This is a genomic window from Pseudomonas sp. SLFW (genome assembly GCF_009905615.1).
Taxonomy (GTDB): domain Bacteria; phylum Pseudomonadota; class Gammaproteobacteria; order Pseudomonadales; family Pseudomonadaceae; genus Aquipseudomonas; species Aquipseudomonas bambusae.
On record NZ_JAAAKW010000016.1, the window covers coordinates 18,290 to 43,893 of the forward strand.

At 58.7% G+C, this 25,604-nt stretch carries 29 protein-coding genes and 1 pseudogene; 16 read left to right on the plus strand and 14 right to left on the minus strand.

Annotated elements, in window-relative coordinates; all coding sequences use genetic code 11:
* Window positions 1–73 precede the first annotated feature (73 nt).
* Window positions 74–361, plus strand: a complete 288-nt coding sequence (locus GVN17_RS22965) for a hypothetical protein (protein WP_166597554.1) — start codon at window positions 74–76, stop codon at window positions 359–361.
* 10 nt (window positions 362–371) lie between these two features.
* Here GVN17_RS22965 and GVN17_RS22970 read toward each other — a convergent pair whose 3' ends face one another.
* Both GVN17_RS22970 and GVN17_RS22975 read right to left on the minus strand, forming a co-directional pair.
* Entirely contained in the window at window positions 372–845 is a 474-nt protein-coding gene (locus tag GVN17_RS22970; protein ID WP_166597555.1) for a cyclic nucleotide-binding domain-containing protein, read from the minus strand.
* Between the two features lie 101 nt (window positions 846–946).
* Complete coding sequence (locus GVN17_RS22975) at window positions 947–3,004, minus strand: S9 family peptidase (RefSeq protein ID WP_166597556.1); 2,058 nt, start codon at window positions 3,002–3,004, stop codon at window positions 947–949.
* Between the two features lie 142 nt (window positions 3,005–3,146).
* Here GVN17_RS22975 and GVN17_RS22980 point away from each other — a divergent pair, with 142 nt between their 5' ends.
* The 7 genes from GVN17_RS22980 (at window position 3,147) to GVN17_RS23010 (ending at window position 8,404) form a co-directional block, all read left to right on the plus strand.
* Window positions 3,147–3,653: an MFS transporter gene (locus GVN17_RS22980; protein WP_166597557.1), complete on the plus strand. Its 507-nt coding sequence runs from the start codon at window positions 3,147–3,149 to the stop codon at window positions 3,651–3,653.
* Between the two features lie 37 nt (window positions 3,654–3,690).
* Entirely contained in the window at window positions 3,691–4,464 is a 774-nt protein-coding gene (locus GVN17_RS22985; RefSeq protein ID WP_166597558.1) for a class II glutamine amidotransferase, read from the plus strand.
* A 13-nt stretch (window positions 4,465–4,477) separates the two neighbouring features.
* The gene (locus GVN17_RS22990) at window positions 4,478–5,002 is read left to right on the plus strand and encodes a DUF2937 family protein (RefSeq protein WP_166597559.1); all 525 of its coding nucleotides are present in this window, start codon (window positions 4,478–4,480) and stop codon (window positions 5,000–5,002) included.
* 304 nt (window positions 5,003–5,306) lie between these two features.
* Window positions 5,307–6,059 carry a 5-oxoprolinase subunit PxpA gene (locus GVN17_RS22995; protein WP_166597560.1) on the plus strand — a complete coding sequence of 251 codons (753 nt, stop codon included), beginning with the start codon at window positions 5,307–5,309 and terminating at the stop codon, window positions 6,057–6,059.
* On the plus strand, window positions 6,056–6,760 hold the full coding sequence (locus GVN17_RS23000) for an allophanate hydrolase subunit 1 (protein ID WP_166597561.1): 705 nt from the start codon (window positions 6,056–6,058) through the stop codon (window positions 6,758–6,760). The genes GVN17_RS22995 and GVN17_RS23000 overlap by 4 nt, the downstream gene beginning before the upstream one ends.
* Complete coding sequence (locus GVN17_RS23005) at window positions 6,757–7,677, plus strand: biotin-dependent carboxyltransferase family protein (RefSeq protein WP_166597562.1); 921 nt, start codon at window positions 6,757–6,759, stop codon at window positions 7,675–7,677. The genes GVN17_RS23000 and GVN17_RS23005 overlap by 4 nt, the downstream gene beginning before the upstream one ends.
* A 118-nt stretch (window positions 7,678–7,795) precedes the next feature.
* A complete protein-coding gene (locus GVN17_RS23010) occupies window positions 7,796–8,404 on the plus strand; it encodes a hypothetical protein (protein ID WP_166597563.1) in 609 nt (202 codons plus the stop codon).
* Between the two features lie 10 nt (window positions 8,405–8,414).
* Here the strand turns inward: GVN17_RS23010 and GVN17_RS23015 are convergent, their stop codons facing one another.
* The 3 genes from GVN17_RS23015 to GVN17_RS23025 form a co-directional block, all read right to left on the minus strand.
* Window positions 8,415–9,242, minus strand: coding sequence for a hypothetical protein (locus GVN17_RS23015; RefSeq protein ID WP_166597564.1), 828 nt, complete (start codon window positions 9,240–9,242; stop codon window positions 8,415–8,417).
* A gap of 341 nt (window positions 9,243–9,583) precedes the next feature.
* A complete protein-coding gene (locus GVN17_RS23020; RefSeq protein ID WP_166597565.1) occupies window positions 9,584–10,762 on the minus strand; it encodes a VWA domain-containing protein in 1,179 nt (392 codons plus the stop codon).
* 30 nt (window positions 10,763–10,792) lie between these two features.
* Window positions 10,793–11,638 carry a MoxR family ATPase gene (locus GVN17_RS23025; protein ID WP_166597566.1) on the minus strand — a complete coding sequence of 282 codons (846 nt, stop codon included), beginning with the start codon at window positions 11,636–11,638 and terminating at the stop codon, window positions 10,793–10,795.
* Between the two features lie 245 nt (window positions 11,639–11,883).
* Between GVN17_RS23025 and GVN17_RS23030 the strand changes: the two genes are divergently transcribed.
* Window positions 11,884–12,132 (plus strand): DUF2442 domain-containing protein, encoded by a 249-nt coding sequence (locus GVN17_RS23030; protein ID WP_166597567.1) that lies wholly within the window; start codon window positions 11,884–11,886, stop codon window positions 12,130–12,132.
* A 10-nt stretch (window positions 12,133–12,142) separates the two neighbouring features.
* Here GVN17_RS23030 and GVN17_RS23035 read toward each other — a convergent pair whose 3' ends face one another.
* Window positions 12,143–13,219 (minus strand): DUF748 domain-containing protein, encoded by a 1,077-nt coding sequence (locus tag GVN17_RS23035; RefSeq protein WP_166597568.1) that lies wholly within the window; start codon window positions 13,217–13,219, stop codon window positions 12,143–12,145.
* 138 nt (window positions 13,220–13,357) lie between these two features.
* On the opposite strand from GVN17_RS23035, the gene cysK reads away from it, so the two are divergent.
* The 4 genes from cysK (at window position 13,358) to GVN17_RS23055 (ending at window position 16,849) form a co-directional block, all read left to right on the plus strand.
* Window positions 13,358–14,332, plus strand: a complete 975-nt coding sequence (gene cysK / locus GVN17_RS23040) for a cysteine synthase A (RefSeq protein WP_166597569.1) — start codon at window positions 13,358–13,360, stop codon at window positions 14,330–14,332.
* Window positions 14,333–14,680: 348 nt separating this feature from the next.
* A complete protein-coding gene (locus GVN17_RS23045) occupies window positions 14,681–15,619 on the plus strand; it encodes an aspartyl/asparaginyl beta-hydroxylase domain-containing protein (protein WP_166597570.1) in 939 nt (312 codons plus the stop codon).
* Window positions 15,620–15,722: 103 nt separating this feature from the next.
* Window positions 15,723–15,890: a hypothetical protein gene (locus tag GVN17_RS23050; protein WP_166597571.1), complete on the plus strand. Its 168-nt coding sequence runs from the start codon at window positions 15,723–15,725 to the stop codon at window positions 15,888–15,890.
* 104 nt (window positions 15,891–15,994) lie between these two features.
* On the plus strand, window positions 15,995–16,849 hold the full coding sequence (locus GVN17_RS23055) for a DMT family transporter (protein WP_166597572.1): 855 nt from the start codon (window positions 15,995–15,997) through the stop codon (window positions 16,847–16,849).
* A gap of 125 nt (window positions 16,850–16,974) precedes the next feature.
* Here the strand turns inward: GVN17_RS23055 and GVN17_RS23060 are convergent, their stop codons facing one another.
* The 5 genes from GVN17_RS23060 to GVN17_RS23080 all read right to left on the minus strand — a co-directional run bounded on the left by GVN17_RS23060 (window position 16,975) and on the right by GVN17_RS23080 (window position 21,744).
* The gene (locus GVN17_RS23060; protein ID WP_166597573.1) at window positions 16,975–18,834 is read right to left on the minus strand and encodes an ABC transporter ATP-binding protein; all 1,860 of its coding nucleotides are present in this window, start codon (window positions 18,832–18,834) and stop codon (window positions 16,975–16,977) included.
* A gap of 164 nt (window positions 18,835–18,998) precedes the next feature.
* Window positions 18,999–19,556: a peptidylprolyl isomerase gene (locus GVN17_RS23065; RefSeq protein ID WP_166597574.1), complete on the minus strand. Its 558-nt coding sequence runs from the start codon at window positions 19,554–19,556 to the stop codon at window positions 18,999–19,001.
* Window positions 19,557–19,686: 130 nt separating this feature from the next.
* Window positions 19,687–19,839, minus strand: a complete 153-nt coding sequence (locus GVN17_RS23070) for a hypothetical protein (RefSeq protein ID WP_166597575.1) — start codon at window positions 19,837–19,839, stop codon at window positions 19,687–19,689.
* Window positions 19,840–19,844: 5 nt separating this feature from the next.
* Entirely contained in the window at window positions 19,845–20,645 is an 801-nt protein-coding gene (locus tag GVN17_RS23075) for an alpha/beta fold hydrolase (RefSeq protein ID WP_166597576.1), read from the minus strand.
* Between the two features lie 172 nt (window positions 20,646–20,817).
* Window positions 20,818–21,744 carry a LysR family transcriptional regulator gene (locus GVN17_RS23080; RefSeq protein ID WP_166597577.1) on the minus strand — a complete coding sequence of 309 codons (927 nt, stop codon included), beginning with the start codon at window positions 21,742–21,744 and terminating at the stop codon, window positions 20,818–20,820.
* A 50-nt stretch (window positions 21,745–21,794) separates the two neighbouring features.
* On the opposite strand from GVN17_RS23080, the gene GVN17_RS23085 reads away from it, so the two are divergent.
* From GVN17_RS23085 to GVN17_RS23095, 3 genes are all read left to right on the plus strand, one after another.
* Complete coding sequence (locus GVN17_RS23085; protein WP_166597578.1) at window positions 21,795–22,109, plus strand: 3-phosphoglycerate kinase; 315 nt, start codon at window positions 21,795–21,797, stop codon at window positions 22,107–22,109.
* A 577-nt stretch (window positions 22,110–22,686) separates the two neighbouring features.
* Window positions 22,687–22,920 (plus strand): hypothetical protein, encoded by a 234-nt coding sequence (locus tag GVN17_RS23090; RefSeq protein WP_166597579.1) that lies wholly within the window; start codon window positions 22,687–22,689, stop codon window positions 22,918–22,920.
* 234 nt (window positions 22,921–23,154) lie between these two features.
* Window positions 23,155–23,400, plus strand: a complete 246-nt coding sequence (locus tag GVN17_RS23095) for a hypothetical protein (protein ID WP_166597580.1) — start codon at window positions 23,155–23,157, stop codon at window positions 23,398–23,400.
* Window positions 23,401–23,478: 78 nt separating this feature from the next.
* Here GVN17_RS23095 and GVN17_RS23100 read toward each other — a convergent pair whose 3' ends face one another.
* The 3 genes and pseudogenes from GVN17_RS23100 to GVN17_RS23110 all read right to left on the minus strand — a co-directional run bounded on the left by GVN17_RS23100 (window position 23,479) and on the right by GVN17_RS23110 (window position 25,445).
* Window positions 23,479–23,790, minus strand: a complete 312-nt coding sequence (locus tag GVN17_RS23100; RefSeq protein ID WP_166597581.1) for a DNA-binding transcriptional regulator — start codon at window positions 23,788–23,790, stop codon at window positions 23,479–23,481.
* On the minus strand, window positions 23,777–23,953 hold the full coding sequence (locus GVN17_RS29745; RefSeq protein ID WP_256665351.1) for a hypothetical protein: 177 nt from the start codon (window positions 23,951–23,953) through the stop codon (window positions 23,777–23,779). The genes GVN17_RS23100 and GVN17_RS29745 overlap by 14 nt, the downstream gene beginning before the upstream one ends.
* Before the next feature lie 238 nt (window positions 23,954–24,191).
* A pseudogene (locus GVN17_RS23110) lies at window positions 24,192–25,445 on the minus strand (mechanosensitive ion channel family protein).
* Between the last annotated feature and the right edge of the window lie 159 nt (window positions 25,446–25,604).

Consider the following 25,604-nt stretch of genomic DNA (forward strand, 5'->3'; position numbering starts at 1 on the left):
TTTGTCAGCGCACGAAGCGCTGAGCAGGCGTAGTCTGAGCGTCCCGACAGAAGATTGGCAGTGGAGGCCAACGATGAAGCGGTACATTCTAGCGGCGATTGCCGTGGCTGCGCTCGGTGCATCTCAGGTATTTGCCGAGAGCCTGCAACCTGTCCTCACTGCGCCGGAACCTATTGCCGCCACGTCCGGGTCGCCCGGCACGGCCACGCCGACCCCGTATCCACAAGTGTCGCCGCCCAGCGTTCCCCGCGCAGGCGGGCAAGGCAATCCGCCGTTATTGCCAAAAATCCCCCAGCCGGGGCCGCCCAAAGACGATGAACCGCTGCCAGGTTTACCGCCGCCCGCGAAGCCAAGCCCGTAATTCGAACCGTTTATTCCTGCTGCGCCAACACTTGACCATCCATCATCCGCAGCCGCTTGGACATGGCGATGGCGATGGCGCGGATGATCTTGGCCGCGACTTTGGGCGCTTCATTGAGCATCTTGTCCAGCGAGTCCTTGCCCAGGTTCAGCAAGTAGCAGGAAGACGCCGCCACGCAACTGGCCGAGCGGCGTTCGCCATCCAGCACGGCCATTTCACCGAATGCCCGACCGCTGCGCAGAATCGCCGTTTCGACCGGTACGCCTTCGCCGTTGCGCTTTTGCACCGACACCGTGCCCGAATGGATGATGCACATGAAGGTGCCCGCGTCGCCTTCGTTGAAGATCGCTTCGCCTTTCTCGATGCTGCTGATGCTGAAGTAACCTGCCGCCGCGGAAAAGTCCGCAGGGGTGAGCGCGAGGAACAGACCGCAGTCCATCAGCATCTCGCGGATCTCGTTGTTCAGTGATGAAGATGTCGGCATGGCATGTTCTTGTTGAGTGTTTGAAAAATGACCGGCACAACGGCACCGGACGTCTCAACGCCCGGCAGCCTTGATATGACAAAAGGCCTGCAAAGAGTTCCTCAGGCCAGCTGCAATACCTTGAAGATAAACCCGTATTCGAGCGCTACGTCACGCAATCCCTGATACCGCCCGCTCATCCCGCCATGCCCCGCGCCCAGTTCGGTCTTGAGCAGCAGCAGGTGGTCGTCGGTTTTGGTGTCGCGCAATTTTGCCACCCACTTGGCCGCTTCCCAATATTGCACGCGGCTGTCGTTGTACCCGGCGATCACCAGCATCGCCGGGTAGGCCTGCGCGCTGACGTTCTCGTAAGGCGCGTAGGCCTTGATCCGAGCGTAGACGTCGGGCTCTTGCGGGTTGCCCCACTCGTCGTATTCGGTCACGGTCAATGGCAGATCGGGGTCGAGCATCGTGTTGAGCACGTCGACGAACGGCACTTCGGCAATCGCGGCCTTGAACAGCTCCGGACGCTGATTGACCACCGCGCCGATCAACAGCCCCCCGGCGCTGCCACCGCTGATCACCAGTTTTTCGGCCGACGTCAGGTTTTCCGCAATGAGATGTTCGGCACAGGCGATGAAATCGCTGAACGTATTCTGCTTGTGCTCCTGTTTGCCGGTGCGGTACCAGACCTCACCCAATTCGCCGCCGCCGCGCACGTGGGCGATGGCGAAGGCGACGCCACGGTCCAGCAGGCTCAGACGGGCATGGGAAAACCACGGGTCGAGGCTTTCGCCGTACGCGCCATAGCCGTACAGGTACAGCGGCACCGGCTCACCGGCCAGTTCGCGTTTGACCACGAGACTGATCGGCACCTGCGTGCCGTCGGCGGCGGTCGCCCACAAGCGCTGGCTGACGTAGGCATCGGCGTCGAACACCCCCAGAACCGGCGTTTCCTTGAGTACGACCTGGTCCCCGGTGGCCAGCGTCAATTGACGCACCTGGGGCGGACGGTTCAGCGATTGATAGCGCAGACGAATCTTGTCGCTCTCGAATTCAAGGGTGTCCTGCACATAGAGGTTGTAGGCCGCGTCCGGCAATTGCACGCGATAGGGCGGCAAACCCTGTGGGTGAACTTCGACGATGGGCAGGCCGCCTTCGCGCAGGCTCAAGGTCAAGCCACGGGCGTTGAGGCTGAAACCGTCGAGCATCACGCTGTCGCTATGGGGGATCAGCGTCTGCCAATCCTTGCGCTCTGGCACGTCGCTCGCCTGCTCAGGCGCGTGGAAGAGGGCGAAGTTGATGCCGTCCTGATTGCTGCGAATCAGCCAGCTCCAGGCGCCGTCGATCAAACCGTGGTCCACCGAGTACTCGTGGCCTTCGCTGCGGGGCGCGATGCACACGAACGGCTGATCCGGCGTGCTGGCGTCCAGCACCCAACTTTCCCCGGTGGTCTTGCTGTCCAGACCCAGCACCAACTGGCGCTCGGAGCTGGTGCGGTAGCAATGCAGGAAGAAACGCCCGTCTGGCTCGCTGAACACCAGCTCCGCCGAGTCGTTGCCCAGCTTATGGCGATAGAGCTTGTGCGGGCGGTGGGTGTCGTCGAGTTCGCCGAAAAACAGGGTCTGGCTGTCGTTCGCCCACGTCATGCTGCCGTCGCAGTCTTCGAAGGGCAGGGCGGTGACGTCGCCGCTGCTCAGTTCCTTGACGTAGAGCTGGTAGACCTCTTCGCCGCTGGTGTCGAGGCTGTAGGCCAGTCGCTGATGGTCCGGGCTGATGCTGAACGCGCCGAGGGAAAAGAAGCCCCCATTGGCCAGCACGTTCGGGTCCAGCAGCAGCTCTTCAGCATTTTCATTGACGGTCTGCGAATCGTCCGCCGGGCGCGGGCAGCGGTAGTGACGGGCGTATTCGTCGCCTTCAGTGGTCCGGGTGTAATACAGGTACGGCCCCCACGGGGAGGGCAGCGACAGGTCGGTTTCGAGGATGCGGCCCTTGATCTCTTGAAACAGGGTCTCGCGCAGGGCCTGTTGATCGGCCAGTTGCTGTTCCTGATAGCTGTTTTCGGCCTTGAGGTAATCGAGGACCTCATCGGTGTCGCGATCCTGCAGCCAGGCATACGGGTCGGCGCCGTCGGCCTTGCGGGCAACGGGGGCGCGGAGAACAGCGTTGGAAGATGGCATGCGGGGCTCTCTCAAAAGTGAAACTGACCACTGCGACGGACGCCTGTGAAGAGGCGGCGGACCGATAACTACAGCCGGGTAAGCCAGGCTGGCGAAAAGTCGTTATCATAAGCGCCTCTTTACCTGCCTTACCACGGACGTCATGACCGACAACGACTATCTGATTGCCTGGGGCCTTTACGCGTTCGCCGCGTTGGGCTGTCTGTTGGTGTGGTTCAAGCTGACCGGCTGGATGTGGCGCTACTTGCGCGAACCGCTGCGGGTGATCGGCGCGGTCCTGCTGTTCTGCCCGACCATCATCGACCCGGCGAAGGACATTTATGCCCCGGCGCTGGCCATCAGCTTCCTGGACCTGGGGCTCAAGGTCGGCAATAACGTCTGGCGCGCCGCGCTCGACCTTTCGACCTATGGCGCCATTGCCTTGGGCGCCTACGTCATTTTCGCGTTGATCCGCTTGCCGTTCCTGCGCAAGAAAAAAGCCCGTCAGGCCCATGCCGAAGCGGCTGCCGCACAGGCCGCTGCCGAGCAGAAAGCTCAGGAAAAAGACGATGAGCCGTTCGCCGCGCCGGGCCCTTCGCGTTTTGCCAGCCCGGCAGCACCTGCCAACGGCGGTACTGTTGGCCGTCATCGGGTCGAGCCAAAGTTGTAACTGGTCAGCCAGCCACTGACCCCATCGAGACCTGAGCATGTGTGAACTTCTGGGCATGAGTGCCAACGTACCGACCGACATCGTGTTCAGCTTTACCGGGCTGATGCAGCGCGGCGGTCGCACCGGTCCCCACCGCGACGGTTGGGGCATCGGCTTTTATGAAGGGCGCGGCCTGCGTCTGTTTCAGGACCCGGCCGCCAGCAGCGAGTCGGAAGTCGCGCAACTGGTGCAGCGCTACCCGATCAAGAGCGAGGTGGTGATTGGCCACATTCGTCAGGCCAACGTCGGCAAGGTCTGCCTGTCCAACACCCATCCTTTCGTGCGCGAGCTGTGGGGCCGCAACTGGTGTTTCGCTCACAACGGCCAGCTGGCGGACTTTCACCCGAGCGCAACGTTCTACCGCCCGGTGGGCGACACCGACAGTGAAGCCGCGTTCTGCGACCTGTTGAACCGGGTGCGCGAGGCGTTTCCCGAGCCGGTCGAGATCGAACAGCTGCTGCCGACGCTGGTCCAAGCCTGCAACGAATACCGAAGCAAGGGCGTGTTCAATGGCTTGCTCAGTGATGGCGGCTGGCTGTTTTGCTTCTGCTCCACCAAGCTGGTGCACATCACACGGCGCGCGCCGTTCGGTCCGGCACGGCTCAAGGATGTCGACGTGATCGTCGATTTTCAGGCCGAAACCACGCCCAATGACGTGGTGACGGTGATTGCCACCGAGCCATTGACCGAGAACGAAACCTGGAATCGCTACGAGCCCGGCCACTGGAGCCTGTGGCGTCGCGGCGAATGCGTGGCCGAAGGCCAATCCTGACTGAGAGGGACCTATGCTGCGAAGCTATCTGCGACTGGTGTTGTTCACGGCAGGCCTGTTGATCGGCGTGCAGATTCCCGGCTTCATCAGCGACTACAGCAAGCGCGTCGAAGCGCACCTGATGGAAGCGCAGCAGAACATGCGGGGCTACAACGACACCGCTTCGCGCTTCTTCAACGGCGACGTGCAAGCGCTGATCCAGCATTACCGCAGCAGCGACGACCCGGTGTTCAAAACCGATGCCAACAACATCAGCAACCTGCTGGGTCGCACTCAGGTACTCGACCGCGAGTGGATGGCGCTGCAAGGCCCGTGGTACATGCGCGCCTGGCATGTCCTGACCGCCGCCGATGCGGACATTCGCAACGAAACGTGGAATGGCTACACGTGGCAGGTATTGCTGTCGCCCGAAGTCATCGGCTGGGGGCTGATCTGCGCGCTGCTGTTCTCGCTAGTGATCGAAAGCTTCGTGCTGTTCATCGATTGGGTATTCGTGGGACGGCATCATGTGCGCAAGGTGAATCGGGATTGGGAGTGACGAGCGCGACCGCTCTTCTGTAGGAGTGAGCTTGCTCGCGATGGGGACTGTCAGTCACCGTTGCGCCGGCTGACCCTCCGCATCGCGAGCAAGCTCACTCCTACAGGTTCGACGCCATTCCGGACACTGGACCGTTCACTTTTTCTTATCCCCTCCCTCCGCTTTTATTAGTTGGACGCTTCATCCACTCCCGCCCAAGAATGCGCCTACACATGACAGGCGTGTTTCAGCGCTGCAAAGCGATGCTTCCCACGCGTAGACTCAAGCCTCGTCCCCAACCTTCAGCCGCACAGGAGATCATCCCTTGGGCCGCCTGTTATTGAATTGTGATATCGGTGAAAGCTACGGCGCCTGGACCATGGGTCTGGACGCCGAGGTCATGCCGTACATCGACTGCGCCAACATCGCCTGCGGCTTTCATGCGGGTGACCCCAGCGTCATGCGCAAAACCGTGGCCTTGGCCTTGACCCACAACGTCACCATCGGCGCGCACCCCGCGTACCCGGATCTGGTGGGTTTCGGGCGTCGGTCGATGGCCTGCTCGTCGCAAGAAATCCAAGACCTGCTGCATTACCAGATCGGCGCGCTGGACGGCGTGTCCCGCGCTCAAGGTGGGCGGGTCAGCTACGTCAAGCCCCATGGCGCGATGTACAACGACATGATGGTTAACCCGGCGCAGCTGCGCGCAGTCATCGAAGGCATCGCCCGTTACAACGCCGAACTGCCGCTGATGCTGCTGTCCATGCGCGACAACAGCGGGGCGCAGGCCATTGCCGATGAGTTCGGCGTCAGCCTCTGGTTCGAAGCCTTCGCCGACCGCGCCTATGACAGCGCGGGGCGTCTGGTGTCGCGCAACCTGCCGGGGGCCGTACACCATGATCCCGAACATATCATCGGCCAGGCCATGACGTTGTCCCGTGGCGAAGCACTGATCGCCAGCGACGGCAGCGAATTGCTGCTCAAGGTCGATACCCTCTGCGTGCACGGCGACAACGCCAGCTCCATCGCGGCTGTGCAACGTATCCGTGAAGCCCTGGGGCAGACGTCCGCCTCATGAACCTGCGCATTGAAGTCGTTGCGATCGATTGCCTGATGGTGCGCCTGTTCGACGCCATCGACGAAGCCAATATGCCGTGGATGCTCGCCGCCAGCCTGCATCTGCGTAAAGGATTCGGTGCGCATTTGATCGATCTGGTGCCGTCGTACACCACGCTGATGGTGCATTACGACCTGATGGCGCTCAGCCCTCAACAAGCTCGCGAGGTGATCGCCCGAGCGCTGGAGGACCTGTCGCCGGACTCCGCCAAAGCAGGCCGACAGCATGTACTGCCGGTCTGGTACGACCTCCGCGTCGGCCCGGAACTGACGCTGCTGTCCCAACGCAGTGGCCTGCCGGTGGACGAAGTGATTCGGCGTCACAGTGAGCGTGAGTACCAAGTGTTCGCGCTGGGCTTCGCGCCGGGATTCGCCTTTATGGGGCTGGTCGAAGAAATCCTCGCCGCCCCACGCATCAAAACCCCGCGCAAACGCGTCGCGGCAGGCAGCGTGGGCATTGCCGAGCGCCAGACAGCGGCTTATCCCCTTGAGTCCCCCGGCGGCTGGAACATCCTCGGTCGCACCCCCGCGAAATTGTTCGACCGCGACATCGACGGCTACAGCTTGATGCAACCCGGCGACACCGTGCGTTTCGCGCCCATCGATCACGCCGAATTCATTCGCTTGGGCGGCGACGACACCCCACTGGAGGCCTTGGCATGAGCCTGTTGACGGTCAAAAACAGCACGCCGCTGTGCCTGCTGCAAGACGCCGGGCGTTTTGGCGTGCGTTATCTCGGCGTGACCCAGGGTGGCGCGCTGGACTGGGTGTCCATGGCGTGGGCGAACAAGCTGCTGAACAATCCCTTGAATGCCGCCGTGATCGAAATCACCTTGGGTGGCCTGACGCTGGTCGCCGAAACCGACTGCTGCCTTGCGCTGGCCGGTGCCGATCTGGGTGCGATGCTCGATGACCGCTCTGTCGCACCGTGGCGCAGCTTTTTCGTCCGCAAGGGCCAGCAACTGCGCTTCACGCAACCGGTTTCCGGCGCCCGCGCCTACCTCGCTGCCCCCGGTGGTTTTGATGCCCTTGACGTGTTGGGCAGTCGCGCGACGGTGGGAAGGGAAGGGCTTGGCGGTCTGGACGGCACGGGCAAAGCGTTGCGCGAAGGTGATTCGTTGCGTTACTTCGGCGCGGCTTTCGAACTGCACATGCTGCCCGATCACCTCATCCCCGACTTCACTGATAAGCGCCCGCTGGACGTCGTCCTCGGTGCACAAATCGGCCAGTTCAGCGGCCTGAGCCTGTTTGACGCCTTCAACAGCGACTGGACCCTCGACAGCCGCGCCGACCGCATGGGCCAACGCCTGCTCGGCCCGGAACTGGTTTACCAGGGCAAACCGATGATCTCCGAAGGCATCCCCCTCGGCGCCATCCAGATTCCTCCGGATGGCCAACCTATCGTCCTGCTGAATGATCGCCAGACCATCGGCGGCTATCCGCGACTCGGCGCACTGACCCCGCTATCGCTGGCGCGGCTGGCGCAGAAACTCCCGGGAAGTCAGGTACGGATGAGGGCGGTGGTGCAGGACGTGGCGTGGCGGGAGCAAGTGGGATTTTTGCGGCAGCTGATGGCTTGATTGCTTTGTAGCCTGATTCCTACGTTTTGGTCAGAACGGGGTGGCGCCCGGCTCAGGTCATCTGATTAGGAGCGCTGCCGCTAAAACTCTCATGTGCAACTGGCATGAGGAGCTGTCCATGAACCTGGATTTGATCGTAGATAGTCGCCATTCGTACCGGCAAGCGGTGGAGATTGCGTTTGAAAAAGCTAAGAAGAATGGACGCGTAGACGAACAGACGGCACTGGAGTGTGAAATTATTTTAAGCCGGCCAGAGTCCGATTATGTTTATCACGAGACGCGTTTTGATAATACGCTGCGCCCCTCCGGTGATGGCGGCGTGTTTTTTAGGTCGATGAGCACCTGCGAGATGTATGAACAAATCAGGATGGATTGGCGAAAAAAAGAAGCCAGCATCCAGGCGGATGACCTGCGAGCCAAGTTTGAAGAGCAAAAACGACAGTTAGCTGAGAATCACCCAACGCTTGCGGATAAAGATTTCAGCTTTTCAGTTGATGAACATGGCACGATTACGCCGGTTTCGGGAATGGACACGTTTGCGCCGCACGAAAGGAATCTGATCTCGGAATGGTTAAATGAAAACAAAGAATTCAAGGAAATGGCCAAGCGTTACATATGGTCTTTGGCAGTCTTGGTTAACAGAACGCTGGAGGGACTAAATGCGGACTATGCGAGGTATTTCCAGGGGTCAAATCCCAACAAGGCTCACGATGTGAATCCGTCGTGAGCCTGCCTGATTACCTTACGATTTTGGCCGAGCAAATGTGTGCGAACGGAACGGGGCTAACACCTGTTTGCTTATTGCCCTGTACTGAAATATGCCAGTGGCCCGTGTTGTAGCTCACCTGCCATTTTGTCTTGAAGTCGTATACGCCGACAAAAGGATCAGAGATTTTTGTGCCGTGGCAATCTTTTAGTTTTATCGTTTCTGAGATGCCTCCTGAGAGACCGGTTGTTCTTTTGGAGATCACGCTGGGAGTAGAGCCTTCATGCTCAATAGCCATTGTGAATTCGACCGTCGCTCCTTCAACAGGATGCCCGGTTGAGTCCTCTATGCTTGCTCCCCAATCGACCTGGCGCATGAACTTTGGCGTGGAAAAAAAGATAGAAAATTGCTCCGCATCCCCGGACACCCTTGTGTGTCGAGTAAAAGGCGCGGACCCAAATTCAATGTGAAATTTTCGACCGGGCGGTAGTGCTATGCCACTGGCCTTTGCCACTCTCACGAGGATTTCTTGCTCAGGTTGCAGTGGTGCACTGATGTAGCTATCAAACGTGGGTACTGGCTTCCAGTCTTCGTCTATTTTGTACTCGATTTTCCATTGCGATCCATTAGGTCCTCTTTGAACATCATGTACCATAAACTTTTGTCCGCGCAAAGCGGTGAAGCTGTAATATTTGACATCGCTGTCATTATCCAGCGTTCCAATGACGGTATTAAGTTTGTCTGGCAGCGCCTCGATGTGGGGGGCTGGTGACTCAGGAACCTCTGCGTTGGCACCGCTGAGGTGAGTGAAGGGTAATGCAAGTGCCAGCGAAGCACACAACGTTTTTATTTTTCTCATTTTAAACATCCATTTTTTTGTGACCGCACTCAGGCTGTTAAGGCTCAGCTGATTAGCGGCTAAGTATTTATATGATGAGTATTTGAACTTGATATCTACAGTAGGGTTATCGCCTACTGACAAAAAGCGACGTAATCAGCGGTGTGGATATTCGTCAATAGGAAAAATGTAACCGCACCAAATGCAGTTATCTATTCGCGTAATGGATAACGGTTTGAGAGGGACACGGCTTAGCGTTGCAATAAGAGGCCAGCTTTGCTGCCAAAGGCGTCATGTCTCAAACAACGGTGTCGTCTAGCACGACGCCACCGCAGGCAAGCCGTGCTACTACCGTCTCAGCATTACTTCGCCAAATACCGCATCCCTTCCTCCAACCCCCGCAGCGTCAGCGGGTACATCTGATCTTCGATCAAATCCCGCACGATATTGGTTGAGGTGGTGTAGCCCCAGGCGTCTTTGGGGTAGGGGTTGATCCAGATGATTTTCTTGAACTTGGCCATGAAACGGTGCATCCAGACGTAGCCCGCTTCTTCGTTCCAGTGTTCGACGCTGCCGCCCGCTTGGGTGATTTCGTACGGGGCCATGGCAGCGTCGCCGATGAAGATCACTTTGTAGTCGGCGCCGTATTTGTGCAGCAAATCCTGAGTTGAAGTGCGCTCGGAGGTGCGGCGCAGGTTGTTCTTCCACACCGATTCATAAATGAAGTTGTGGAAGTAGAAATACTCCATGTGCTTGAACTCGGTCTTGCAGGCCGAGAACAGTTCTTCGCAGATCTTCACGTGGGCATCCATCGAGCCCCCGATGTCGAACAGCAGCAACAGCTTGATGGTGTTGCGGCGTTCCGGACGCATCTGGATGTTCAGCAGCCCCGCGTCGCGTGCGGTGTGGTCGATGGTGCCGTCGATGTCCAGCTCGTCCGCCGCGCCTTGACGCGCAAATTTGCGCAGGCGGCGCAGGGCGATCTTGATGTTGCGCGTGCCCAATTCGACCTGATCATCGAGGTTCTTGTACTCGCGTTGGTCCCAGACCTTGGCGGCCTTGCCCTGACGTTTGCCCGCATCGCCGACGCGAATGCCTTCCGGGTTATAGCCGCCTGAGCCGAACGGGCTGGTGCCGCCGGTGCCGATCCATTTGTTGCCACCGGCGTGGCGTTCTTTCTGTTCTTCCAGACGCTTCTTGAATGCTTCGATGAGTTTATCGAGGCCGCCCAGCGACTGAATCTGCGCGCGCTCTTCATCGGTCAGCGAGCGTTCGAACTCCTTGCGCAGCCAGTCTTCGGGGATCAGCGCCTGCAAGTGATCGTCGAGCTTTTCCAGGCCGTTGAAATAGGCGCCGAACGCCCGGTCGAACTTGTCGTAATGGCGCTCGTCCTTGACCAGAATCGCCCGGGACAAGTAGTAAAACTCGTCCATGTCGGCGAACGTCACCCGCTGTTTCAGGGCGTTGATCAGGTCCAGCAGCTCACGCACCGAGACCGGCACCTTGGCTGCACGCATTTCGTTGAACAGGTTGAGCAACATGAACAGGGCCCCGCACTTATCCGGAAGAACTCAGCGATTGCCGCGACGGCTCATGAACGCCAGACGCTCAAGCAACTGCACGTCCTGCTCGTTTTTCACCAGGGCCCCCGCCAGCGGCGGGATGGCCTTGGTCGGATCGCGTTCGCGCAGCACGGCTTCACCGATGTTGTCCGCCATCAGCAGCTTGAGCCAGTCCACCAGCTCGGAGGTCGAGGGCTTTTTCTTAAGGCCTGGCACTTTACGCACGTCGAAGAACACGTCCAGCGCTTCGCTGACCAAGTCTTTCTTGATGTCCGGATAATGCACATCGACGATCTGTTGCAGCGTGGTGCGGTCAGGGAAGGCGATGTAGTGGAAGAAGCAGCGACGCAGGAAGGCGTCCGGCAGCTCTTTTTCGTTGTTCGAGGTAATGATGATGATCGGGCGTTTCTTGGCCTTGATCGTCTCGTCGATCTCGTAAACATAGAACTCCATCTTGTCGAGTTCTTGCAGCAGGTCGTTAGGGAATTCGATGTCGGCCTTGTCGATCTCGTCGATCAGCAGGATCACCCGCTCCTCGGCCTCGAAGGCTTCCCAGAGCTTGCCTTTCTTCAGGTAATTGCGCACGTCGTGGACTTTATCGACGCCCAATTGCGAGTCGCGCAAACGGCTGACCGCGTCGTACTCATACAGACCTTGATGGGCCTTGGTGGTCGATTTGATGTGCCAGGTGATCAGCTTCGCACCGAAGGATTCGGCCAGTTGCTCGGCGAGCATGGTCTTGCCGGTGCCTGGCTCGCCCTTGACCAGCAGCGGACGCTCCAGGGTGATCGCCGCATTCACGGCAAGCTTCAGGTCGTCGGTGGCGACATAGGCGCGGGTGCCTTCGAACTTCATCGGAAAATCCTCGAACAAGGCGCGGCCACTGATGCCCGGACGCCGAAAAGAATGCAGCGACTATAACGCGCCCCCCGCCCGACTGTGAACGCAGACGCTTTATTCAGTCCCTGAATGGCGGGTCGGGGTTTGACTGGCGGAAAATTGTAACGCTGATTTTTTGAGTGCATGTTTGGCGCTACCATCGCCGCTTCTCAAATAGTTCAGCCGACACATTTTCATAAACACCCCTCAGGACGCTTTAAATGACCCGCATGGATCGCCCGCGACTCAAGTCTGTTCAGCCGCTTAGTGGTTATCGGCTGGCTCTGACCTTCATCGATGACCGACAGGTTGTTCGGAACATGAGCAATGATGTTGAGAGATTGCCAGCTTTGGCACGCTTGAAAGACCAACAAGCGTTTGCCTCGGCGGAAGTTGCAGATGATGGGTGGGCCGTGGAGTGGCCCACCGTTGATATCCAGATAGGCGTTGATACGTTCTGGACCGAATGATTTCGCAGCCTTACTGCGCCTCACTCTTCCCACTGTCATACCGCGTGTTGAACGCCTGCACGAATGCGTTTTGCAGAATCTGCAGGAAGGCCTGAAACGCGCTGACATCCTGTTTGTGCACGCTGCCGCTGAGTTCGACGCGGGTGGCGAACTGGTTCTTGCGCTGGTTCTTGAGCACGGTTTCGCTGGCGCCGACCATGGCTTCCCAGACCGAGCGGAAGAAGCCTTTGTTCTTGTTTTCGACGTCTTGCTGCCAGTTGAAGATGTCGACGTCCCGCAACAGGGGTTTGACGTAGCCGCTGAGCTGACCTTTGTTAGCCTGGGCTTCGATGACGATGTCGCCGTTGCCCGCGTTGAAGTCGAACTTGCCGTAGGCGGAGGCGAAGTCGTTCATGCTTTTGAGTTGCAGGTTGGTGGCGCGCAGCTTGAAGTCGAAGTCTTCGAAGTTCTGGAACGGGTCGAAGGTGGCCGAGGTTTCCAATGGCGCCTCACCTTGCAGCAGGGCCTTGCCTTCGAAGCGGGCGTCGCGTTTGCCGGCGGTGTCCACCACGTTGGTGATGTTGTAGACGCTGGCGTTGACCTTGTCGGCTTCGATCTTCACTTTGGGCGTGGAGGTGAAGTTGCTGAAGGTGATCTTGCCATCGGTCACGCGGACTTCGTTGAGCGTGATCGGCAGCAGCTTGTTCAGCTGCGCACGCCAGTCGGTGCCCGCACCGGTCTGGGACTGTTGCTTGTTGCTGCCGCCGTCGACGAAGTTCAGCTCGGGGCTCAAAAACGCAACCTCTGCGACCACGGCATGGTCGTACCAGAGGGCGTGCCAACTGACCGACAGGTCGATCACGGGCACTTTAAGCAGTGGAACCGGGACCTTGCCGTCGACTTTGACGATGTTCAGGCCATTGATCTTGTAAGCCCCGCGCCACAGGGCCAGATCGACGTCCGTGACCTGGCCGCGATAGTCGCCCATGTCCGCCAGTTTTTCATTGAGGTAGTTGCGCACCACGTACGGCAACGCGATGTGTATGACGATCAACAGCACAACGAGCCCCACGACTGTCCACAGCGGCCAGCTATAGCGACGTTTCATGGCTGATGTCTCCGGTGTTCAGGAAGGGTGACTGCTAGATGTGTTGACTGTCGCCGATGTCATCCGTTCGCACTGGACGCAATATGCGCCCAAGGCATAGGCTTTGGGCTTTTCCGCCACCTGCACAAGGACCCGGTCATGAGCCGTATTTACGCAGACAACGCCCATTCCATCGGCAACACTCCACTGGTGCAGATCAATCGCATCGCGCCGCGCGGGGTCACGATTCTGGCCAAGATCGAAGGGCGTAATCCAGGCTATTCGGTCAAATGCCGCATCGGCGCGAACATGGTCTGGGACGCCGAGAGCAAGGGCAAACTCAAGCCAGGGATGACCATTGTCGAGCCCACGTCCGGCAACACCGGGATCGGTCTGGCGTTCGTGGCGGCGGCCCGTGGCTACAAATTGGTCCTGACCATGCCAGCTTCCATGAGCATCGAACGTCGCAAGGTGCTCAAGGCCCTCGGCGCCGAGCTGGTGCTGACCGAGCCTGCCAAGGGCATGAAAGGCGCCATCGCCAAGGCCGAAGAACTGGTGGCCAGCGACCCTGCGAAATACTTCATGCCTGCGCAATTCGAGAACCCGGCCAACCCGGCGATTCATGAGAAAACCACCGGCCCGGAAATCTGGAACGACACTGATGGCGCCATTGACGTGCTGGTCGCGGGCGTGGGCACCGGCGGCACCATCACCGGCGTGTCGCGCTACATCAAGAACACTCAGGGCAAGCCGATCCTGTCGGTCGCGGTCGAGCCGATGGTATCGCCGATCATCACTCAGGCACTCGCCGGGCAGGAAATCACGCCCAGCCCCCACAAGATTCAGGGCATCGGCGCCGGTTTCATTCCGAAAAACCTCGATCTGTCGATCCTCGACAAAGTCGAGCTGGTCAGCGATGAAGAGGCCAAGGCCATGGCCCTGCGGCTGATGCAGGAGGAGGGGATTCTCTGCGGCATTTCGTGCGGCGCGGCGATGCAGGCGGCGGTGCGTCTGGCCGAGAAGCCGGAAATGCAGGGCAAGACGATTGTCGTGATCCTGCCGGATTCGGGGGAGCGTTACCTGTCGAGCATGCTGTTCAGCGACCTGTTCACGGATCAGGAACTGACCCAGTAATCGCCTTGGCGTGCGCTTCGGCTTTTTACCGCGGCGACGAAGGCTTATGATGGGCGCCATCCAGACCCGCCGGAGACGTGATGCAGGTCATCTGGCGGTGTTTTGCAGTGATTAGAATGCCTGGCCGTTCGCAGCACTGCTTCTGCCCGAAGGGCGTAGGAGCCAGCTTGCTCGCGATCTGTCGCGCAGCGGCAGCGAAATCAGACGACCCGATTGGTTCAGGCATACCGAGTCGCCAGGTTTTGCGACTGCTACGCAGCCGATCGCGAGCAAGCTGGCTCCTACGGGCTTCGCCCAGAATCAAAAGCTGATCAACGCCAGGCAATTCCCTGTTCCAAGGAGAGCTTCATGACCTTTTCTTTCGCTGCCAAGGCGGCGATTCTGCTGCTGTTCATTGGCAGCACGCTTTACGTGCATTTGCGCGGCAAGGCGCGTTTGCCGGTGTTGCGTCAGTTCGTGAACCACTCCGCACTGTTCGCGCCGTACAACGCCTTGATGTACCTGTTCTCCAGCGTGCCGTCCAAGCCTTATCTGGACCGCAGCAAATTTCCCGAGCTGGACGTGCTGCGCGACAACTGGGAAACCATTCGCGACGAAGCCATGCACCTGTTCGACGAGGGCTACATTCGTGCGGCCGCCAAGGACAACGACGCCGGTTTCGGTTCGTTCTTCAAGAAAGGCTGGAAGCGTTTTTACCTGAAGTGGTACGACAAACCGCTGCCGTCCGCCGAAGCGTTGTGCCCGAAAACCGTTGAGCTGGTCAGCCGCATCCCCAACGTCAAGGGTGCGATGTTCGCCCTGTTGCCCGGTGGCAGCCACCTGAACCCGCACCGCGACCCGTTCGCCGGTTCCTTGCGCTACCACTTGGGTCTGTCCACACCGAATTCCGACGATTGCCGGATTTTTGTCGACGGTAAGGTCTACGCCTGGCGCGACGGTGAAGACGTGATGTTCGACGAAACTTACGTGCACTGGGTCAAGAACGAAACCGATTTCACCCGCGTGATCCTGTTCTGCGACATCGAACGCCCGTTGAGCAACCGCTTCATGACCTCGGTCAACCGCAGCGTCAGCGCCTTTCTCGGGCGCGCCACGGCACCGCAGAACACCGACGACGAACGCGTGGGCGGCATCAACCAGGCTTACGCCTTCAGCAAGCGTTTCAGCAATGGCATCAGCGGCAAGGTCAAGCAGTTCAAGCGCGCCAATCCCAAGGCCTATCGCATCCTGCGTCCGGTGCTGGCGGTGGTCGTCCTGACCCTGTTGGGCTACTGGCTCTTCGGCTGATAACTAAACGTTGCATCCTGCACCGGGCGCTGGTTATATTCAGCCCCGGTGTCTTGAAACAGATCGATACACCTCACTCCTCATTCCGTAGAAGATCAGCGCCATGCCTGCTTCCCACTCGCAAGTCGTGTTCGATACCACAGCGTTTGCTGTGGGTGAGCCGCGTGGGTGCCAGCAAGCCTTCTACATCACGCGTTACCCCCCACCGTCTCCTGTGACCGGCCCGGTCGCGAGCACTGTCTCGCCCCCTGCCGTGGTTGCGCTGGGCTGATCGACTGCCTCCACGCCGTCGCATCACGCCTGCCACCCCAACAAAACATCAGTGAATCCGGTTTTTTTGCCGGGTCCGATTTTGTCTGAATCACAGGTGACACCATGTTTGCCAACAAAGCTCTGGCCTCGATTGCCACTACCACGCTGTTCGTCCTGCTCTGGAGCAGCGGCGCTATCGTGACCAAATGGGGGCTGACCCACGCGACCCCCTTCGCATTTCTGCTGTTTCGTTTTCTGGTGGCGCTGTTCGCGCTGGCCATTCTGATCCCGAGTCTGGGCTACAAACTGCCAGCGACCCGCCAGTCGATGCGTTACGCACTCGCCACCGGTGTGGTGCTGCTGGGTGGGTATCAGATCTGCTACCTGCTGGCGCTGGACATGAAAGTTGCGCCGGGCGTCATGGCGACGATCATGGGCGTGCAGCCAATCCTCACGGCGGTCTTGCTGGAACGCAGCCGTTCTTTCTCGCGGATGTTTGGCCTGAGTCTGGGCCTCGCCGGGCTGGTCCTGGTGGTGTTTCAAGGCATTGGTGACGGCGGTTCACTGGCCGGGATGGCGTTCGGCGTGCTCGGCATGCTGAGCATGACGGTCGGCTCGATCATGCAGAAGCGTGTCACCGACAATCCGCTTGGCACGCTACCCGTGCAGTACTTCGCCGGGATGGTGGTGTGTGCGGTGTTCGTGCCGTTCCAGCCGTTTCACTTCGAGCACGTCATAGGGTTCTACGTCCCAGTGATCTACATGGGGCTGCTGGTGTCGGTGCTCGGCTCGTGGCTGCTGTACCGGCTGATCGCCCAGGGAAATCTGGTCAACGTCACCAGCCTGTTTTACCTGGTGCCTGCCGTGACGGCGATCATGGACTACCTCATCTTCGGTAATCGACTGGCGCTGCTGAGCCTGCTCGGGATGGTGTTGATCGTGGTGGGGTTGGTGTTCGTGTTTCGTAAGGCCAAGTGAAGCGCCACGCTAACGCTAACGCTAACGAGCGTTGACGCTCACTTTAATGAAGCCAGCGTGCTGGCGAATGCGGGCGGGTCGGGCGACGTCGTCGTTGACTTTCCGCATTCGCCTGACCGGCGCAGCTACAGGGTTTGCGGCGCCAATGGAAGTTCTTCCACGCCCACAAACCCGCCGGTCTGATGCGCCCACAACCGCGCATACAGCCCTTTGCGCGCCAGCAGCTCGGCATGAGACCCGTCTTCCACGATCTGCCCGTTTTCCAGCACGATCAGCCGGTCCATCTTGGCGATGGTTGAAAGACGGTGGGCGATGGCGATGACAGTCTTGCCTTCCATCAGCGTTTCCAGGCTTTCCTGAATGGCGGCTTCGACTTCCGAATCCAGCGCGGAGGTCGCTTCGTCCATGATCAGGATCGGCGCATCCTTGAGCAGCACTCGGGTGATCGCGATGCGCTGACGTTGACCGCCCGACAGCTTCACGCCGCGTTCCCCCACATGGGCATCCAGCCCGGTGCGTCCTTCCGCGTCCGACAGCTGCGGGATGAACCCGTCGGCGCGAGCCTTGCGCATGGCTTCCCACAGTTCGGCGTCGGTTGCATTGGGCTTGCCGTACTGCAAGTTGTCACGAATTGAGCGGTGCAGCAGCGACGTATCCTGCGTGATCATGCCGACGTGCGAGCGCAGGCTTTCCTGCGTCACATGGGCAATGTCCTGATCGTCGATCGTGATGCGCCCGCCTTGCACGTCGTACAACCGCAGCAGCAGGTTCACCAGTGTCGATTTGCCTGCGCCGGACGGGCCGATCAAACCGATTTTTTCTCCCGGTTTGATGTCCAGGTTCAGCTCCTTGATCACCCCTTTGCCAGGCCCGTACTGGAAATTCAGGTGCTCGAATTTCACCTCGCCACGGCTGATCTGCAGCGTCGGCGCCGCCGCGCGGTCCGACACGCCCACCGGCTGGGAAATGCTCTGCAGACCGTCCTGCACCATGCCGATGTTTTCGAAGATGCCGTTGACTACCCACATGATCCAGCCGGACATGTTGACGATCCGAATCACCAGGCCGGTCGCCAAGGCAATCGCACCCACCGAGATCAGCGATTGCGTCCACAGCCACAGGGCCAAGCCGGTGGTCCAGACGATCAGGATGCCGTTCAGGGTCGTGATCACCGTGTCCATTTCGGTGATTACGCGACCGGCGAGCTGAGTCTTTTCGGTCTGCTCGCTGATGGCTTCACGTGCATACTGCTGCTCGGAGTTGGTGTGGGCAAACAGCTTGAGCGTAGTGATGTTGGTGTAGCCGTCGACGATGCGACCCATCAGTTTCGAACGGGCTTCCGACGACACCACGGAGCGTGCCTTCACGCGCGGCACGAACCACCAGAGCGAGAGTGTGAAGGCGATGATCCAGCAGATCAGCGGGATCATCAGGTGCCAGTCGGCTTCGGCGAACAGAACCAGCGCGCCGATCGAATAAATCAGCACGTGCCACATGGCGTCAACGGCCTGCACGGCGGAGTCCCGCAACGCGTTACCGGTCTGCACGATGCGCTGAGCGATGCGTCCGGCGAAGTCGCTCTGGAAGAAATTCACGCTTTGTTTGAGGACATAGCTGTGGTTCTGCCAGTTGATCAGGCTGGTCATCCCAGGGCCGATGGTCTGGTGCACCAGCAGATCGTGCAAAAGCACGAACACCGGTCGCAGCACGAGGGCGACGATCACCATCCAGATCAGCTCATACGCGTGGTCACTGAAGAAATTCGGGTTAGGCGCCCCCTGAGCCAGGTCGATGATGCGGCTCAGGTAGTTGAACAGCGACACTTCGATCAGCGCGCCAATCAAACCCACCACCAGCAGTGCGACAAAACTGGGCCAGACTTGCTTGAGGTAATAAACGTAAAACGACACGACCTGGTTGGGCGGAGCAACAGTCGGGGCGTCGCGGAAGATATCAATCAGTTTTTCGAAACGACGATAGAGCATTGGCTATGACGCCCACGCTTGAGCGGGCTCTCCATTCTGATGGACGGGGGTGCGTCCCGGAATCTGACCACAGTGCGGCGCAATTGCTCACATTTTTCCTGTGATGGGCGTTCCAGAAACGAAAAAGCCGGGCAAGTGCCCGGCTTTCGTACACCGTGTGAAGCTTAGTTCACGCGCTTGGCAGACTTGATCAGAATCGGGTCCAGCGGCACGTTTTGCATGCCGCCCTTGCTGCCAGTCTGCACGTTGACGATCTGGTCGACGACGTCCATGCCCTTGACAACCTTGCCGAACACCGCATAGCCGTAGTCGCGGGCGCCGTGGTCGAGCATGGCGTTGTCGACGACGTTGATGAAGAACTGGCTGGTGGCCGAGTTCACGTCAGAGGTGCGTGCCATGGCGAGGGTGCCACGAACGTTATGCAGGCCGTTGTCGGCTTCGTTCTTGATCGGATCGTTGGTCGGCTTTTGCACCATCTGCGCGGTGAAACCACCGCCTTGGACCATGAAGCCCGGAATCACACGGTGGAAAATGGTGTTGGAGTAGAAGTTGCTGTCCACGTACTTGAGGAAGTTCGCGGTACTGATCGGCGCCTTGTCCTGATTCAGCTCGATTTCAACCTGACCGAAACTGGTGTCCAGCACGACGTGCGGCGCGGGCGCGGCCATCAGGTTGGAGGCGAACAGCACGGCGGCGGCAGAGAGGGCGATTTTTTTCAGCATGGGGTGGACGTCCTGAAAAGTGATTTTTCGACTGCAAAAAACAGGACGTAAGGGAAACACGTTTGGGGGGATTTGGACAGAGCCTACGGTGGAGCTCTGGGTGTTGGTGGAAGGACTGAACTTACCCTCACTAGCCTCCGAAATTGGCATTAACGATAAGGCTTAGCAATTGCGATATTTCCGCTTGGAATCCAAAGGTTTCGTCGGCGCTCGCCGCGCCTGAGTGCAAGCTGACGAACAAGCTCAGCGGAACAAATGGCAGTATTTTCTTGATGTTTTTCATGACAGTCACTCCTGTGACGATGCATCCACTTCTTTCAAGAACTCCAGAAGAACCCGGTTGAATTCCTCTGGTTGATCCAGCGGGGTTGCATGTCGGGAATCCTCGATGACCACCAACTTCGCCTCATGAATAAGCCTAACGTACACCTCTTTAAGCGCCACCGGCGTGTAATCATATTTCGCAGTAACGACCAGCGTCGGGCATTGAATTCGCGATAACTTTTCCTGCACGCCCCAGCCCACAATCGCACTGAAACTCGCGAGATAGGCGCGTTTTTCATTCTGTGCCCAACGTTTGGCGATCTTGTGCCGCAGGTCGGCTTGTTCAGGTTTGGGGAACAGGTTCTTGCCCAGCGCCTTGCCGATAGCCTCCATGCTGAACACCCGCGCCAGCAGCCAGCGTTTGGCGAATTGCCGGATGTCGCTGATGTTCTTGATTTTGACTTCGGGGGCGCTGTTGACGATGGTCAGGCTCTTCAACAAGTGAGGGTGATCGACCGCCAGTTGAAAGCCGATCATCCCGCCCATGGACAACCCCACCAAATGCACTGGTCCTGGCTGCAGATGGTCGAGGAGGGCTTTGATGTCCGCGCTGAATCCGGGAATGCTGTAGCGCTCGCGGGGTTTGCCGGAGCGTCCGTGACCGCGCACGTCGACTGCGATCACCCGGTGCTGCCCAACCAGCGCGGGAATTTGATATTCCCAATCCTGCGCACTCGACCCGAGGCCGTGGACCAACAGGACCGGGCTGCCCTGACCGAATGCTTCGTAGTGCAGGGAACAGCCGTTGTGTTCGAAGTAGGGCATGGGAGACGTCCTTGTTATCGAGATTGAACACCATAATCCCCCTGTGCGAGCGAATTCATTCGCGAGGCGTCGGTCCGGGCGATACCTATCTGTGCCCCAACCATTTTTCGCGAATGAATTCGCTCCCACAGGAAATTCGCTCCTACAGGGGGATCGGTGTGTGCTTGTGCGGCTACACCGTCGGCCGCTGTGCCACAAACGGCGCATCCAATGGCGCCGTGTCGAATTTCTGGATCAACTCGATGAGTATCTGCGTCGCAGGCCCCAGCGGCTTGTCCTTGCTCGCATACAGATAGAAGGTCGGGTTGCGGCTGCCGCCCTTGTCCAGCGGCAGCACTTTCAATACGCCTTCCTTGATTTCCCGTTCGATCATATGGCGGGGCAACCAGGCGAAACCCAGACCGCTGCTGACGAACTTGGCGGCGGTGGCCAGGCTGCCCACGGTCCAGCGCTGTTCGGCCCCGAGCCAGCCAACATCACGAGGTTGATTACGGCCCGAATCGCGAATCACCACCTGCAGCTGGCTTTCCAGATCCTGAAAGGTCAACTCGCGCTGCATCTGGTGCAGTGCATGCTCGGGGTGCGCCACCGAGACGAATTCCACGGCGCTCATCTCTGTGCCCAAATAGCCCGGAATGTTGAAGCCGCTGATCGCCAGGTCCGCCACGCCTTCAAGCAGGACCTCTTCGACACCGGACAACACCTCTTCGCGCAATCGCACGCGGCAACCACGGCTTTGCGGCATGAAGGCCGTCAACGCACGCACCAGCCGTGCGTTCGGGTACGCCGCATCGACCACCAGGCGCACCTCGGCTTCCCAGCCTTGCTCCATGTGATGAGCGAGGTCTTCCAGTTGGCTGGCATTTTTCACCAATTGCCGAGACCGGCGCAGCAATACCTCGCCCGCATCGGTGAGCACGGCCTTACGCCCGTCGATGCGCAACAACGGTACGCCCAACTGATCCTGCATACGGGCCACGGTGTAGCTCACCGAAGATTGCGAGCGGTGCAGGGCGTCAGCCGCCTGGGCAAAACCACCCTGATCGACCACGGCCTGCAATGTGCGCCATTGATCAAGGGTTACGCGGGGCGCTTTCATCTTTCGTTCCTTTTGTCCTACGCTGGCACTCCCGAACCGGAGACTGCCGCATGAAAAAAATCTGTTGTGTGCTGCTGACCATGTTGCCGCTGAGCGCCTTTGCCTACCCCATCGATGTGGAAAAACACATCAATGGCGTGGAAATCGACTACAACAGCCACGACACTGCGTACGACATTGGCAGCATCACCGTGAACAACTACGGCGAGGTTCCCGCCAAATGCAGCGCGGTATTCAGCAATGGCCCTGAGGCGCCTCGCACGCGCCGGGTGCAGATTGCGCCGAAGAGCAGCGCCAACGTCTCCGTCAAATTCAGCCGCGAGATCGTCAAGCTGCGGATAAAGCTGAGTTGCGACCCGCAATGAGCCGCAACGCACCTGACCGAAGAGCCTAGTGTTCTTCGGTGTAAGAAACAATTTATTAGATGTTTAGTAGCACTTTCTTGGAGGATTTGATCGATCCAGTCCGGAAGTAATGTGACGAAGATCAAAAGGGTTCGCGAAGGGCGAGGGCTGTTCCGACTGGCGGCTCAAGGTTTCAGGCACATGATTTGACTGCGCTTAATCGCCTGTTAATGCCCAGGCGAGACCCTGCTCGTGTTCATCGACTCTCCCTTGGCATTCGCGGCTCCTGAATGCATCACCCGATAGACCCGCTCATAGCGTCGGGTCATCGGGTTTTTTATGGCCCATTCATTGTCGCTCTCCACTCACCGAGTGGCCTTTCTGGCCGGTACTGGGAGGTACGTCCCCTTCGATTTCGCGTCCAAAGACAACCGCTTGCCGCTGAAATAGCCGGGCTAGACATCCCAGTCGCTAACATCATTGGAGGTGATGTTGAGTATGTTCAGACGTGGTTTTTCAATAGTGCGCTGACCGAATAGATTGGCTCCAACGAAACGAATTAACCCCCCTTACTTACGGTTCTCTGGAGATTGAAATCATGAAAAAATCCATCGCCTTCGGTTTTGCACTGTCTATCCTGGCAGCCGGTTCTGCCTTTGCCGCGCCAGAAAAAGCCTACCAACGCGCCATTGTCGATGCCGCCAGCGTTTCGACCCTGGACAGCAAAGTGGCCAGCAAAGATGCCGTCAAGCCCTTTGACAGCAAGGCCTCCAGCACCGTGATCGTTGCTGAGAACCGCAAAGAATTCGGGTCGGGCTATCAGCGCTACTGAGTCAACAGTGCATGCTTAGTCCTACCTGAGCGCACTTAATAAAAACCCGGCCGATGCCGGGTTTTTTATTGAGTGTTTTCGACATATACAAGAAGCTGATTGCGTCGATAGGGCTTTCTCTATTATCAGTGAACTTGATATTCAGCATGTGTCGCAATGTTTTTTAATATCTCTTCGAAGGACTTAGATTGAATGCAACACAGCGATTCAACTAACTACTTGGAGAGACCCATCATGAAAAAATCCATCGCCCTCGGCTTCGCTCTTTCGGTTCTGGTCGCGACGTCCGCTTTCGCCAGCCCTCAATCGACCCAGGCCGGTCAGACCATCGTGCTGGAACCCACCTACATCCACGCTACCGCTATCGGCGCCAACGCCGCGGACAAAACCAGCATCAAGCCGTTCGCCGCTCCTTCGTCCAGCACGGTGATTGTCGCTGACAACCGCAAAGAGTTCGGTTCGAGCTATCAGCGGTACTGAGTGATACAGGCTGTACCACAATCAAAAGCCCGGCAGATGCCGGGCTTTTTGTTTGTACGTAGATCAGGGACGACGAGACTACCTCGACAAGACATCCCGAAAGACATCCGGCCTGAGCGCAGCGATGTGCAACAAAGACCTCGGCGCACCAGAGGGTGTACGTCGACCTTGTTCCCATTCCTGAAGCGTACGCACGGAGACACCCAGCAGTTCCGCGAATCGCGGCTGAGAGAGACCGGTTTTGCTCCGGGCCTCTGCTGCCTCGGTGAGGGCTACGGAGTGAACTGCGCCATGTTGACCCGCTTTCACGTCTCGAATGGCGTTGAGGAGTTCTTCACCAATGTTGCGTTTGGCATCCCGTTCCATCAGTTCTTCTTCAGTCAGGGGCATGATTGAACTCCTTGGCGATTTTACGCAGCACGTGTGCGGGAATATTCTCAGTGGCGCTTTTGCCATAGATGAGCAACACAACTGGTGCGCCGCAGGCCAATTGCGCGGTGTAGATCACTCGCACGGCGCCACTCTTGCCCTTGCCATCCGTGTTCCAACGCACTTTGCGACACCCATTGGAGCCTGGCACAACTGTCCCGGCTTCTAGATGAGCGGCAAGGTGGGCGATGAACTCGCCCCGTTCCAACTCTGTCCAGTAGTCGGGCCACAGCTTGGAAAACAGAGGCGACTCAATGGCAGTCAGCAGTGCGGGATTATACGTCTTTGACGTAGACGGCTGCAAAACTGGCAGAGCGTGGGGACGTGGGAAGCTTAGGCGTTTCTGGACCAGACTTTCCCACTCAACGCGTCCCCATTCCAACCCGCATATCCAACCCACTCGGCTGCTGATACACACCCAACCCAAACTCCGGCAACACGGCCAACAGGTAATCGAAAATATCCCCCTGTATCCGCTCGTAATCCGCCCAACTCGTCGTGCGGGTGAAACAGTAGATTTCCAGCGGGACGCCCTGAGCCGTGGTTTCCATCTGGCGGACCATGCACGTCATGTCGGGGTGAATGTCCGGGTGGCTTTTCAGGTAGGCGAGGGCGTACGCGCGAAAGGTGCCGAGATTGGTAATGCGACGGCGGTTGGCGGAGAGTTCGGCGACGTGGCCTTGCGCTTCGTTCCAGGCCTTGAGTTCGGCTTTTTTGCGGCCCATGTAATCGGTTAAAAGGCGGACCTGAGTGAGTTTCTGCTCTTCGGCCTCCGCAACGAACCGCACACCACTGGCGTCGATGAACAGGCTGCGTTTGATCCGTCGGCCCCCCGCCTGCTGCATCCCGCGCCAGTTCTTGAAGGACTCGGACATGAGGCGCCAGGTTGGAATCGAGACGATGGTTTTATCGAAATTTTGCACCTTGACCGTGTGCAGCGTGATGTCCACCACATCGCCGTCGGCGCCGACCTGCGGCATTTCGATCCAGTCGCCGACGCGCAGCATGTCGTTGCTGGTCAGTTGCACGCTGGCGACGAACGACAGCAGCGTGTCCTTGTACACCAACAGAATCACCGCCGACATCGCACCCAGGCCTGACAGCAACAACAGCGGCGAGCGGTCGATCAGCGTGGCGACGATGATGATCGCGGCGAACACGTAGAGAATCATTTTCGCCAGTTGCACATAGCCCTTGATCGAGCGCGTGCGGGCATGTTCGGTGCGGGCATAGATGTCCAGCATGGCGTTGAGCAGTGCGCCGACAGTGAGCATCAGGAACAGAATGGTGAAGGCCAGTGCCACATTGCCCAGTACATGGGCAGCGGCGGGGCTCAGGTCTGGCACCAGATTGAGGCCGAATTGAATGACCAGTTAGGGCGTCATTTGCGCCAGGCGATGGAAGACTTTGTTGTGCAGGAAGTCATTGAGCCAGAACAGCGCGGGCTGACGGCCGAGGGCTTTCATGGCGTACAGAATGACGAAGCGCACCAGTCGGCCGAGCGCGAGGGCGGCAACCAGCAACATCAGCAAACCCAGCGCCGTGCGCAACATGGGCTGGTGTTCGAGCAGGTCCCAGACCTCCTGAACGCGCAACCAGAGTGAAGAGGTGTCCATGGGCGCTATATCTCCTGAATGAAAAAAGGGGCGGGATTAGAGCATTGTCAGGATGCTCAAGGGGCAGAAGGGCAAATCCCGTAACAAAATAGGCCCTTTGAGGTAAAGAAACTCGGCGAAGGCGCCTTAAACCGGTAACCTATGCGACTGTTTTTTTGT

Bases quoted from the DNA above. Each gene is read 5' to 3' on its own strand.
- GVN17_RS23055 (WP_166597572.1), top strand. From the start codon at position 15,995: ATGTTTGCCAACAAAGCTCTGGCCTCGATTGCCACTACCACGCTGTTC.
- GVN17_RS23010 (WP_166597563.1), top strand. From the start codon at position 7,796: ATGAACCTGGATTTGATCGTAGATAGTCGCCATTCGTACCGGCAAGCG.
- GVN17_RS23035 (WP_166597568.1), bottom strand. From the start codon at position 13,219: ATGAAACGTCGCTATAGCTGGCCGCTGTGGACAGTCGTGGGGCTCGTT.
- GVN17_RS23045 (WP_166597570.1), top strand. From the start codon at position 14,681: ATGACCTTTTCTTTCGCTGCCAAGGCGGCGATTCTGCTGCTGTTCATT.
- GVN17_RS23095 (WP_166597580.1), top strand. From the start codon at position 23,155: ATGAAAAAATCCATCGCCCTCGGCTTCGCTCTTTCGGTTCTGGTCGCG.
- GVN17_RS23070 (WP_166597575.1), bottom strand. From the start codon at position 19,839: ATGAAAAACATCAAGAAAATACTGCCATTTGTTCCGCTGAGCTTGTTC.
- GVN17_RS22980 (WP_166597557.1), top strand. From the start codon at position 3,147: ATGACCGACAACGACTATCTGATTGCCTGGGGCCTTTACGCGTTCGCC.
- GVN17_RS23005 (WP_166597562.1), top strand. From the start codon at position 6,757: ATGAGCCTGTTGACGGTCAAAAACAGCACGCCGCTGTGCCTGCTGCAA.
- GVN17_RS23100 (WP_166597581.1), bottom strand. From the start codon at position 23,790: ATGCCCCTGACTGAAGAAGAACTGATGGAACGGGATGCCAAACGCAAC.
- GVN17_RS23050 (WP_166597571.1), top strand. From the start codon at position 15,723: ATGCCTGCTTCCCACTCGCAAGTCGTGTTCGATACCACAGCGTTTGCT.
- cysK (WP_166597569.1), top strand. From the start codon at position 13,358: ATGAGCCGTATTTACGCAGACAACGCCCATTCCATCGGCAACACTCCA.
- GVN17_RS23085 (WP_166597578.1), top strand. From the start codon at position 21,795: ATGAAAAAAATCTGTTGTGTGCTGCTGACCATGTTGCCGCTGAGCGCC.
- GVN17_RS23065 (WP_166597574.1), bottom strand. From the start codon at position 19,556: ATGCTGAAAAAAATCGCCCTCTCTGCCGCCGCCGTGCTGTTCGCCTCC.
- GVN17_RS22990 (WP_166597559.1), top strand. From the start codon at position 4,478: ATGCTGCGAAGCTATCTGCGACTGGTGTTGTTCACGGCAGGCCTGTTG.
- GVN17_RS23000 (WP_166597561.1), top strand. From the start codon at position 6,056: ATGAACCTGCGCATTGAAGTCGTTGCGATCGATTGCCTGATGGTGCGC.
- GVN17_RS23090 (WP_166597579.1), top strand. From the start codon at position 22,687: ATGAAAAAATCCATCGCCTTCGGTTTTGCACTGTCTATCCTGGCAGCC.
- GVN17_RS23080 (WP_166597577.1), bottom strand. From the start codon at position 21,744: ATGAAAGCGCCCCGCGTAACCCTTGATCAATGGCGCACATTGCAGGCC.
- GVN17_RS22975 (WP_166597556.1), bottom strand. From the start codon at position 3,004: ATGCCATCTTCCAACGCTGTTCTCCGCGCCCCCGTTGCCCGCAAGGCC.
- GVN17_RS23025 (WP_166597566.1), bottom strand. From the start codon at position 11,638: ATGAAGTTCGAAGGCACCCGCGCCTATGTCGCCACCGACGACCTGAAG.
- GVN17_RS23030 (WP_166597567.1), top strand. From the start codon at position 11,884: ATGACCCGCATGGATCGCCCGCGACTCAAGTCTGTTCAGCCGCTTAGT.
- GVN17_RS23020 (WP_166597565.1), bottom strand. From the start codon at position 10,762: ATGTTGCTCAACCTGTTCAACGAAATGCGTGCAGCCAAGGTGCCGGTC.
- GVN17_RS22965 (WP_166597554.1), top strand. From the start codon at position 74: ATGAAGCGGTACATTCTAGCGGCGATTGCCGTGGCTGCGCTCGGTGCA.
- GVN17_RS22985 (WP_166597558.1), top strand. From the start codon at position 3,691: ATGTGTGAACTTCTGGGCATGAGTGCCAACGTACCGACCGACATCGTG.
- GVN17_RS22970 (WP_166597555.1), bottom strand. From the start codon at position 845: ATGCCGACATCTTCATCACTGAACAACGAGATCCGCGAGATGCTGATG.
- GVN17_RS23060 (WP_166597573.1), bottom strand. From the start codon at position 18,834: ATGCTCTATCGTCGTTTCGAAAAACTGATTGATATCTTCCGCGACGCC.
- GVN17_RS23015 (WP_166597564.1), bottom strand. From the start codon at position 9,242: ATGAGAAAAATAAAAACGTTGTGTGCTTCGCTGGCACTTGCATTACCC.
- GVN17_RS23075 (WP_166597576.1), bottom strand. From the start codon at position 20,645: ATGCCCTACTTCGAACACAACGGCTGTTCCCTGCACTACGAAGCATTC.